The sequence below is a fragment of the Flammeovirga kamogawensis genome, from assembly GCF_018736065.1.
Taxonomy (GTDB): domain Bacteria; phylum Bacteroidota; class Bacteroidia; order Cytophagales; family Flammeovirgaceae; genus Flammeovirga; species Flammeovirga kamogawensis.
On record NZ_CP076128.1, the window covers coordinates 1,309,975 to 1,321,691 of the forward strand.

General features: G+C 31.9%; 6 protein-coding genes. 3 read left to right on the top strand and 3 right to left on the bottom strand.

All coding sequences use genetic code 11. The features are described 5' to 3' along the window. Positions 1-170: 170 nt before the first annotated feature. The 3 genes from KM029_RS05170 to KM029_RS05180 form a co-directional block, all read right to left on the bottom strand. Complete coding sequence (locus KM029_RS05170) at positions 171-1,316, bottom strand: SusE domain-containing protein (RefSeq protein WP_144072249.1); 1,146 nt, start codon at positions 1,314-1,316, stop codon at positions 171-173. Positions 1,317-1,379: 63 nt separating this feature from the next. Next, entirely contained in the window at positions 1,380-3,005 is a 1,626-nt protein-coding gene (locus KM029_RS05175; protein ID WP_144072250.1) for a RagB/SusD family nutrient uptake outer membrane protein, read from the bottom strand. Between the two features lie 14 nt (positions 3,006-3,019). Beyond that, positions 3,020-6,022, bottom strand: coding sequence for a SusC/RagA family TonB-linked outer membrane protein (locus tag KM029_RS05180; protein ID WP_144072251.1), 3,003 nt, complete (start codon positions 6,020-6,022; stop codon positions 3,020-3,022). Positions 6,023-6,679: 657 nt separating this feature from the next. On the opposite strand from KM029_RS05180, the gene KM029_RS05185 reads away from it, so the two are divergent. The 3 genes from KM029_RS05185 (at position 6,680) to KM029_RS05195 (ending at position 11,715) form a co-directional block, all read left to right on the top strand. Then, positions 6,680-7,711, top strand: coding sequence for a LacI family DNA-binding transcriptional regulator (locus tag KM029_RS05185; protein WP_144072252.1), 1,032 nt, complete (start codon positions 6,680-6,682; stop codon positions 7,709-7,711). 265 nt (positions 7,712-7,976) lie between these two features. Next, entirely contained in the window at positions 7,977-11,105 is a 3,129-nt protein-coding gene (locus KM029_RS05190) for a two-component regulator propeller domain-containing protein (protein WP_158630963.1), read from the top strand. Then, entirely contained in the window at positions 11,044-11,715 is a 672-nt protein-coding gene (locus tag KM029_RS05195; protein ID WP_144075657.1) for an ABC transporter ATP-binding protein, read from the top strand. Before KM029_RS05190 ends, KM029_RS05195 begins: the two co-directional genes overlap by 62 nt. Positions 11,716-11,717: the final 2 nt, after the last annotated feature.

The window sequence follows — 11,717 nt, forward strand, 5'->3', positions numbered from 1 at the left end:
TTGATATGTCAATATATGTAAATTAAAACAATCTTAAAAAGATTTAATCACTTCATTTTCAAGTATTTAATCGAAACCGATTGCGCTACCGATTTAGTGTTGTTAATAAAAAAAGGTCTTTTCCGATATATCAGAAAAGACCTTCAAATTTATATTATTAATTTATCAAATTAGTTCTTTTGTAATGTATAGGTCCAATTTGGAGCTGTTGATAAATCCATTGTAACCGTATAATTTCCTGCCTCAGTAACCTTGATATTACCTGCATTAAATTTCAATGAATTGTCACCAGTGTCACCTTGACCAAAGTTAATTCCCCAATCATCGTTGGCTCTAAATTTCATTTCACCAACAACTAAATCGATATCTATTGTCCATGTATTTGAAGCACGAACATATGACATGTCTTGATCAGCATCCCAACTTCCAGTGGCATCACCTATTACACCCCATGCAACAGGAGTTATAGTATATGATCCTTCATCTGCACCATCAAAAATAGTAGCTTCTACTCTATATTGTTTAGCTGCAGTTGAAATACCTGTAGGAATATTACAGTTTCCTGGGTCACCTCCATTAGCTGCTTTAGAAATTAAATCTACTGGATTGTCTGCTGGAAGACCTGCTGATGTTAAGCCATATTGAGATTCCCAATCTCCACCAATAGTAACGAATTTAAATTCACCATTTGCAGTTGTACCATCTTCTTTTAATGTTAAAGGCATATATCCTTCATAATTACCATCAAAATTTAACGATGCAAGCGTATATTTTAAATCGTTATTATTCCACCCAGAAAAATCACCAGGCATATATACTTTAGGGTAATCAATAGCAATAAATACTGGATTAACAGTAAAAGCTAAATTACTAGAATATAAAGTATCAACATTAGGTGTAACTGTGGTTACAACTCTTGAATATACTTTATGTGCATTACCCGCAGATAAGCCTAATGCCAAAACAGCATTATTCATTGTAGCATAATTTACTTGAGTTTCATCCGCAGCAGTAGCACCTAAAGCTTGTGTTACTGCAAAGTCTTCTGTATTTGAAAGTTCAAGTACATAGTTTCTTTGAAGATTAACACCAGAATAATCAGATGGAGTCCACATAAAAGTAGAAAATACTGAATCTACATTGTTAACTGCTTCCTCTGTAATAACGTAGATGTTGTTAGAATCAACTGATTCAGGTAAAAGTTCTGCAGATACATAAGTATCAGAAGAAATTTTTGGTTCAGTAGTGTTTTCTTTACAAGCTGTTATTGCAGCTAATAATGAAAGTCCTACACAAAATTTATTTAAATTTTTCATTTGTATCGTATCAAAAATTTATTCTTCCTACACTGTATTAATTACAGTGTAGGAAGTATTGAATTAATAACCAGGGTTTTGGACCAAATTAGGGTTAGCACCTAGATCAGATGATGGTATTGGACAAACATTGTAGATTGATGATGTTGATACACCATCTTTATCTCCCCCTTTAAATTGCCAAACATAAGCACCTCCAGTAAATTGTCCTAATCTTATCAAATCTGTACGTCTTACACCTTCCCAATAAAGCTCTCTTGAACGTTCATACTTAATAATTTGCTCAACATTCACTTCTGAAGCTTTAAGATGCTCTCCAACAGGTACATTTGCTCTTGTGTATAGCTCATTCACATAATTTAGTGCTTGACTTTGAGAAGCCCCTGAAACACCTCTTGCAGCTAATTCTGCATAATTTAAATAAGCTTCAGCTAAACGAAATACAATAAAATCTGTATCTACAAAATCGCCTGTAGGATCTGAACCTTGAGCTCCTGTTCTTGTTTTATTACGGAATTTCGCAATTGCATAACCTTCTGTAAACTGAGTTGGATCATTAATCTCTTCTTTTTGACCATCGGTATGCACAAGATTTCTATCATCAGCAGACTTATATTGTAAAGTCTGAGTTAACGTTTTCATAGAGCGGTTACCACCCCATCCACCATTAACACCAAATTCTGTAGCATCCATTGTACCACCAATAGAGGCATGAATTAGATATGCAGAACCACCGTATGATTTAGATCTTAAACCATTTTCGTTATGCGACCAAATAATTTCACTTCCAGATGTATTATTATCTGCCAAGAATAAAGTTTGATAAGCAGAATATGAAGAACCTTGATTATTTGTAACTAAAGCATAACCTGCATTCAATACTTTATTTGTATAAATTAATGCACTATCATATTTAGCAGGTTGTCCATAAGACTCTGCGTTTAAATATAATCTTGACAATAACATCCATGCTGCAGCTTGATTTGCTCTTCCTGTTTCTGCTCCAGGAGTAGGAACTGTTAAATCAGCCTCCACTGCTCTTAATTCAGAAGAAATGTAATTAAATAATTCTGGACCATTTAATTCACCTGCTGGGTTTGGTAAGAATTTACCAACTCCATCCGCCTCGGTAGTAAATGGAATACCATTTCCAAATAAATCAAGTGCATGCCAATAAGAATAGGCTCTTAAGAAACGAGCTTCGTTGTACATTTCTTTTGTTGAAATACCATCTACAATGATATCAGTGCCTTTCGTATTACGAATAAATTCATTACAAATCGAAATTTGATAAAAAATTCTTGAATACAAAGCAGAGATGAATTCATTGTTTGAGCCCCAAGTCATATAACTTAACTTAGGTAAATTACCATCTGCCCAACCATTGATTGTTTCATCAGTTGGTAATTGTTGTAGTTCCCAATATCTACGTATATATTGAGATGCTCCTTCATCAATACCACCAATATCCGCATCACCAGCAGGACCTACTTGACCAGTAACTACATAACCAGAATACAATTTTGCTAATGCTTTTGTATAGTTTGATGGGTCATCGAAAACATCTGCTCCCGAAATTGTGTTTGGATCAATTGGAGTAGTATCCAAATCACCTACACATGATGTGAACGATAGTGCAGCAACTGAAGCAACAACAGCTAGCGTTCTTTTTATATTATTAAATTTCATTATTATTTCTTCAATTAGAATCCAACATTAACACCTACCAAGAACGTTCTTGGACGAGGGTATACATCATTATCAATACCTCCACTAATCTCTGGGTCAAGGCCTTTGTAAGGAGTAACAACGAAAACATTGTTTACAGTACCATAAACTCTCATTGAGATTGCACCATTTTTAATATTATTGAAGTTATAACCTAACATGATATTATCAAGACGGAAGAATGAAGCATTTTGTAAATAATAATCTGAAAAATACTGAGGGTTTTCAAATCCTGTATTTTTGATATCACTATTTAAATTACTCAAATAACCGCCACCTGTTGTTGTATACATTCCTGTATAATAAGCACTATTAGAAGCTACGTTATTATATACATAATTCCCGAAGTTCCAACGACCTGCAAAAGAAAAATCCCAATTTTTATATGTCATTTTAGAAGTAATACCCATGTAAACATTTGGAGCAGGATCTTCTTTTCTCACTTTATCATCATCATTAATTAACCCATCTTGGTTTTGATCAACATAAACACCTTCTAGTGGTTTACCATTGTTGTCATAAACTTGTTCATATACGAAGAAAGAGCTTGCTGGGTAACCTTCAGAATGTATTTGAATTGTATTACCAGTACCACCAGCAATACCTCCTGTGAATACACCTTTATAGTTAGGGTCATTTACTTGAGTTAATTTCGTAATTTTATTCTCATTATAAGTCACGTTATAACCTAAATCCCAATGGAAATCTGTTGTAGAAATTGCCTTATAATTAACTGAGAATTCAATACCTTTATTTTCTAAATCACCAACATTTGTCAATAACTGGTTAGTTAAATTAGAACCTGCAGGTACTGGTATTACATTAAGTAAATCTGTTGTATAACGTTGATATACATCTATTGAACCTGTAATCTTATCATCTAAGAAACCATAATCCAAACCTAAATTATATGTAGTAGTTTCTTCCCATTTAATATTTTTATCGTAACCACCAGGGCGCATCGTTGTAGAATAGTAAGGAGTACCATCTGGTAAATAGAATTCATAATCAGCTGTATTTTGTGATGCTGTATATGTATTCAAATATGGATAATCTCCATTTCCAATATTTTGTTGTCCTGTAATACCCCAACCAGCACGAAGCTTTAAAGTACTAACAGCATCAGATGTTGATAAGAAACCCTCTTTCTTGATATTCCAAGCAAAAGCTAATGCTGGAAATAAACCAAATCTTGTTTCTGGAGAGAATCTAGAAGTACCATCTTGTCGTACAGTAGCAGTTAACAAGTATCGATCTTTAAATGTATAATTTAAACGTCCAAAGAAAGAAACGATATATGATTCAGTACGGAAGATTTTTTCTGGTTGTTGAGGTGGAGTTTGATCATCGTTATAGTTGTTTGTATAACTATATTCTTCTCTCCAGAAATGTTGCCATGAATAACCTACCATTACGTCTAATCTAGAATCAATTGATTCTAGATCTTTCACATATTGTAAAGTAAAATCTAATAACTCATTCTTTTTCTCTTGTTTATACGGAGAATATTGACCTCCACTCGCATACATAAATGCTGCATTTGTTGGCACTAAAGTTTTACCATCTGATTTAGAGTAATCATAACCTAAATTTAAATTAGCTTTTAATTCAGGCAAGAAATGGAATTTATAGTCTAACTGTGCATTACCTACAAATCTATTTACTCCAGAAGTATTTGACTTTTGATCTAAAAGTGCTCTTGGATTTGCAGTTGCGATTGTAATTGGATCACCTGTTCCAGCATCTAACCAAGCATGGTAACCTCCAAATCTATCATATTCACTTGATGGATCTTTTGCCTGCTGAGTTGGATCATAACGTAAAGCACTACCAATTGCACCATTATCTGCAAATGTATTTTGAACGTTCATATACTTAGCGTTCACATTCACTTTTAAATGGTCATCTAATAATGAAGGAGTTAAATTTAATGCGACAGTTGTTCTGTCCATATGGGAGGTTTCCAAGATACCATCATTATATGTATATCCTACTGAAGCTCTAAAAGGAACAACATCTGCAATTGAACCACCTACAGCTACATTATGGTCTGTAGAAATAGCATTTGAATATACTTCATCTTGCCAATCTGTAGTATTTGAGCCTAACAAATCGGTAACTGCTGCTTGATTAGGATATCTTTGCTTTAAAACATCTGAAAATTCATTCGCATTTAAAACATCTATTTTCTTAGGTACTGTAGCAACTGAAACATTACCTGAATAATCAATTTTCAATTTACCCGAAGAACCTTTCTTAGTTGTAATAATAATTACACCATTTGATGCTCTTGAACCGTAAATTGCAGTTGCGGATGCATCTTTTAAAACAGTAAATGTTTCAATATCATTTGGGTTCACTGTGTTTAGTGGGTTTTGCATACCTGTAACACCCTCGTTATCGATTGGCACACCATCAATCACAATTAAAGGATCATTAGAAGCTGATAAAGAAGATCCACCACGTATACGGATTGTTGATCCTGCACCAGGAGCACCACCAGAGTTCGTCATTTGAACACCAGCAACTTTACCATTCAATAGTTCCTGTGGAGAAGTAATTGCACCTTGGTTAAAATCAGAAGCTTTAATTGCTTGTACTGAACCAGTAGCATCTTCTTTCTTTACGCTACCATAACCAATTACTACAACTTCTTCAAGTTGTTCTGCATCGACTTCCATAAATACATCAATTGTTGCTGCATTTCCTACTGGTACTTCTTGTGCCATATAGCCAATGTAACTTACAACCAACACATCCTCGCCATCTGCAAGTGAAATTTTGAATTTACCGTCAAAATCGGTAGTACCACCTTTAGTAGTACCTTTAACTAAAACAGCCACACCCGGTAGTGGGTCGCCATTTTCATCTACAACAGTACCTTGTACAGTTCTATCTTGAGCGAATGTCACTAAAGAGAACAATAAAAGTAGCATCGTTGTAGCTAAACGCCATGTAGAGTTAATGCTCATTTTCATACTTAAACAATTAGACAAATAGACAGGTATTTATTAAAAATAGGATTAGAATAGAATTAATTACAATAGATCATATCAGTGTAATATTTTTAATTAGATGAATCTTTTTTTCATTTTCATTTAAAGATCATATGTATGTTAATCCAATCCAATCTTAAAAAAATACAATTAGCAAATCCGGTTTTTCCTTCGTTGCTAATGCAAAATAGTGACTTATTCCTTTAGTACAAAGAATTTTTTTTTCACTTTTATTAAAAACCTTTAAGTTAAATCAATATAGATTTTTTAATAGGCTTTAACAGGTCGTATAAACAACGCGATATTTTAAACTAAAAAAGAAACTAAAAACAGAATAATACCAATGTAAAATATAAATATATATACATTATATTCTATTTAAGACTATTTAAGAGATTTAACGGTTATTACGTAACCTTATAGAAATGCGTAGTTTGTACACATTTTAGAGGGATAAAAACACAGCGAAAAAAAAATCGAAGTTTTACTGAGAAAAACACAAAAAAAATAAAAACATATTTTTCAATCGGTTGCGCAATTTTTTTGATTTTTATAAGATTAAATAGGTCTATTCATTCCATTTATCTATATTTTCGGAATACAATACAATTTTGAACTAATTTATTACAATCTAATAGTATGAGGAAAGAGCAATACACAATGCAAGATATTGCAAATGAATTGGGGATTTCAAAATCAACTGTTTCACGTGCTCTAAAAAATCACCCCGATATCAGTCAGGATACTAAAGATGCAGTCAACAAGCTCGCTAAAGAAAAAGATTATCAGCCTAATTCTTTAGCTTTAAGCTTAAGACATAATAAATCTTTTGTTCTTGGTATAATAGTTCCAGAAATTGTACATGACTTTTTTGCTAATGTCATTTCTGGAGTTCAGACTGTTGCATATAATGAAGGTTATAATGTAATGATATGTATTTCCAATGAAAGTACTGAACAAGAGATTGTAGACGCAAAAGCAATGTATTCTAGTAGAGTTGATGGTTTATTAATCTCAACAACTAAAAAAACAACTGATTTATCTCATCTCAAGAGTTTGGTCCGAAAAGGGGTTCCTTTAGTTATGTTTGATAGAGTTTCTGACGAACTTGATGTTAGTAAAGTTATTACTGACGATCATCATGGAGCTTATTTAGCAACTGAGCATTTAATTAAGCAAGGTTGTAAGAAAATAGTCCATTTAAGTGGTCCTGATAATCTAGCAATCGGAATAAATAGAAAGGAAGGTTATAAAGCTGCTCTTAAAGATTATAAAATAGCTATTGATGATAATTTAATTATTCCTTGTCCATTAGGAGACTTATCAGAAGCTAGAGAAGTAACAAAACAACTTTTAGATTCTGATTTAAGCTTTGACGCCATTTTTGCTAATAATGATGTGACAGCAATTGGTGCTATGTCTTCTATAAAAAATAAAGGATTAAGAATTCCTGAAGATATCTCAATAGTTGGTTTTGGCGATTGGCGTTTGTCTAAATTACTAGAACCACCATTATCATCGATAGAACAATCAGGTATTGATATTGGTATCCAAGCTGCTACTCTCCTACTTGAACAAATAAAAGCAGAAGAGAAAGATAAAGAGTTTAAACCAAGAACTGAGATTATTAAAAGTAAACTCATAAAAAGAGAATCAAGTACACAGAGATAATTATACATTTATTTCATGTATTACTATATAAAGCCACTCAACTTTGGGTGGCTTTTTATATTTAAATAATAAATGGCAATAAACTCTTTATTAATTTCTCTAAAATCTACTATCTTGCTTTATATTCGATAGCATTATTGTACATCCTCTTATGTCCAAACACTTATTAGTATTATTTCTATTTCTATGTTCCTCTTTGTCCTATGGGCAGCAATACAACATTTCCAGTTACACTATCCATAATGGATTAAGTGATAATTCATGCATGTCTTTAATTAAAGGTCCGCATGGTAGTATATGGGCGGGAACTCAAAGAGGTGGAATAAGCATAAATAATAGTCAATCTTTTATAACAATAGATGCACACCTTGGCTTATCTGATAATCGAATTTTAGATTTTGCTAAAGGAAATAAAGATGACATTTGGGTAGCTACTACAAATGGGCTTAATCGAATTGTAAATAGAGAGATCAAACAATTTCTTGTAAATAGTAAGACTAGATATAGTATTAGAGATATTGAATACGATACTGTAAATAATTCACTGTATGGTATTAATTCAAAAGGACATGTCTTTAAATTAAATCAAGAATTTGATAAAATTGAAAATATTACTTTACCCGAAAACGTAAGTCGTTTTACTTGTTTAAAAAGCGACAATACTGGTAAACTTTGGGTTGGAACTAGAAATCATGGCATATTTATTATTGAAAATGATTCTGTAACTAAACGTATCGTTTTTGATAAAAATATTGAAATTAATGTAATTCAACACCTTGATAATAGTAAAACAATTATTGGCACTAATAAAGGCGTACGCATTATTAATAATATAAGTGATGTTTCTCCATTTCAATTCTTAAGAAATCTACATGTTCAAACACTTCTTGTAGATCAATATAAAAACCTGTGGATTGGTACTAAATCTAATGGGGTATATATTACTAAAAATGGTAAAATTACTCAGCATATCAATAAAAGTAATGGCATTGAAAATAATGTTACGTCTATCATAGAAGATGATGAAGATGGTGTATGGATTGCAACTGATAACGGCATATTTAGATATAATAATGATGCTTATACTTTTTATGGGAAAAATTTCAAAATAGAAGAAAGAATAATACAAACTTTTCAGACAACTGACTCTGTTACCATTTTAGGCTCAGAAACAGATCTTACATTTATAAAAAATAATTCACTTAAGAAGAAAATTAAACTTCCGTTAAAAACTAGATATTTAGATATAATCGAAGATTCGACGAATAATATAGTAATAGGAACAAATAATGGAGTTTATAAACTAAATACTGACAAATGGGTTGCTATCTCTAATAATTTAGCAGAGGAAAAAGTATTTAGAAAACCTTGTATATTATTTAAGCAGGGAAATATTACATATTCTTTTGTAGGAAATTCTCTATACGAGGTGAAAAATCAAAGTCTACATTTTATAAAGACTTTTGATATTAAAATTGGAGGATCTAGAATTACACAAGTTATTTATTCTGATGAGAATAAAACATTATGGGTAGCTACAAGCGGAAAAGGTTTAGTAAAAATGGATCACAATTTTAATATTCTATCTGTTTTTAACCCAAAAAACCTTACTTCTCCAAGCTACTACATTACAGATTTAGCAATTGATAAAAATGATAATCTTTGGATCTCTACCTCAGATAGTGGTGTTTGTAAATTACATAAAAATGCGGATCGAATTATCAGTTTTCAAGATGAAAAATTGGCATTAAATATTATAAATACTTTAGGCGTAGATAAAAATGGTAATATTTGGGCAGGAGGAAATCATGGTATTAATCACATTACAATATTAGAAAATGATTTAGTAAGGATTGAATTATATGGCAAAGACGAAGGATTTAATTCTCTCCTCTATTACAAAAGTAGCTGTAGTGTAGATCACAATAAAAATTTATGGTTCGGAAGCGAAAAAGGGGCAATTAAAATAAACCCATCACATGAAGTTTACAGTATGACCCCTCCTATTATTGTGTATGAAGGTTTAGAAATGTTTTCTGACAAGTTTGATTGGGAAAACTACTCCAGCGGAATCGATCTTAAAACACACCTCCCAAATGAATTAAGATTACCTCACGATAAAAATAATATATCAATTGATTTTGTAGGCATTTCTATGAATGTCCCATCAAAAATCAGGTACAGATGGCGACTAATTGGTTATGAAGAGAACTTCCACCCTCTCACAGCTAATTCAATAGCTTTTTATCCAAACTTACCAACTGGAGATTATATCTTCCAATTGCAGGCACTTAATGCTAGAGGGATTGCTTCAAAAATTAATGAAGATTTTAAATTCACTATTGAAAAACGTTTTTTTGAAAAAAGAAGTATTAGAGCACTAGCTGTTCTAGTATTTGTTTCTCTTATCTGCTATTTCTTTTATTATTCTATTAAACAAGAAAGAATTCAGCGTGAAATCCTTCAAGAAAAAGTAAATGAAAGAACTAGGGAAATTAAAAATGCCCGTCAAAAAGTAGAAAAAGCTAAAGAAACCATAGAAAATACTAATGAAGAGCTTCGTCAGATTAATGAGCGTGTAAGAGGAAGTATTAAATATGCTGCTAATATTCAAAATGCACTAATAGGTTGTGACGATAGTTTTGAGAGACTATTTCCTAAATCATTCAATTTAAGTATTACTAAAAGTGAAGTAACTGGAGATTTTACATGGTTACATGAGAATGACAAATACATTTACCTATTACTTATAGATTGTACTAACCACGGTGTTCCTGCAGCTTTAATTTCTATTATTGGAAATCAATTACTTGATCAATTAATATTAGATTTTCCCGATATTAAAGGGGCTGAATTGCTTTCTAAGTTGGATATGAATCTAAAATCTGCTTTAAATATCTCTGAAAACACTATAATTAGTGATGGTATGGATATCGCTGTATGTCGATTTGAAAAAGGAACTAGGAATTTAAACTTTGCTGGTGCAAGAAGGCCTTTAATTATTGTTGAAAATGATGAATTGAAAACAATTAAAAGTAATTTTTGCAGTATAGGGATAGTTTTTAATGATGTTAATCCAAGTTTTGATAACTTTGATATGGAATTAGGGGAAAATGCTATCTGCTATTTATTTTCAGATGGTTTTTCTAATCAATTTAATATAGATGGCGAAAAATTTAAAAAAGTAAACTTTAAAAAATTACTTTTTGAAGTATCTTCGCTTCCGTTTGCGGAACAATGTAGTAAACTCTACTCTATTTTTAATAATTGGAAAAAAGGTGTAGAGCAAGATGACGATATGATGGTCGTCGGATTCAAATATGAAACAAATTATGCTGAAAGCACAAGGGATCATAAAATCATACGGGAAACTGAACGTATTGAAGGGGATTGATCTAGAAATAAAAGCAAATGAAATCGTCTCTATTATGGGCGCTTCAGGAGCAGGAAAAAGTACTTTATTACAAATCTTGGGTACATTAGACCTTCCTAATGGAGGTCAGGTGTGGATTGATAATACTGAAATCACTTCTTTATCAGGCGATGATTTAGCAAAATTTAGAAATGAAAAAATTGGCTTTGTCTTTCAGTTTCATAACCTTTTACCAGAATTTACTGCTTTAGAAAATGTATGTATGCCAGCTTTAATTGCCGGTAAACAAATGAGTGAAGTAGAAGAAAAAGGAAAAAAATTAATGACGCTCTTAAATGTTGGAGATAGATTTGAACACAAGCCTACAGAAATGTCTGGAGGTGAGCAACAACGATGTGCTATTGCTAGGGCACTTATTAATGATCCGTTGATAATATTTGCAGATGAACCTAGTGGAAACCTCGATTCAAATAACGCAGAAGGTCTACATAATCTCTTTTTAGAACTAAGAGATACAATGAACCAAACTTTTGTAATTGTTACCCATAATCATGAATTAGCTAAAATGGCTGATAGACAATTATGGATTAGTGATGGAAAAATGGATCTTTCTGACGATATTCATTCTTAGAT

Excerpts from the sequence above, each read along its gene's own strand:
- KM029_RS05175 (WP_144072250.1), bottom strand. The coding sequence starts at position 3,005 with ATGAAATTTAATAATATAAAAAGAACGCTAGCTGTTGTTGCTTCAGTT.
- KM029_RS05195 (WP_144075657.1), top strand. The coding sequence starts at position 11,044 with ATGCTGAAAGCACAAGGGATCATAAAATCATACGGGAAACTGAACGTA.
- KM029_RS05170 (WP_144072249.1), bottom strand. The coding sequence starts at position 1,316 with ATGAAAAATTTAAATAAATTTTGTGTAGGACTTTCATTATTAGCTGCA.
- KM029_RS05190 (WP_158630963.1), top strand. The coding sequence starts at position 7,977 with ATGTCTTTAATTAAAGGTCCGCATGGTAGTATATGGGCGGGAACTCAA.
- KM029_RS05180 (WP_144072251.1), bottom strand. The coding sequence starts at position 6,022 with ATGAAAATGAGCATTAACTCTACATGGCGTTTAGCTACAACGATGCTA.
- KM029_RS05185 (WP_144072252.1), top strand. The coding sequence starts at position 6,680 with ATGAGGAAAGAGCAATACACAATGCAAGATATTGCAAATGAATTGGGG.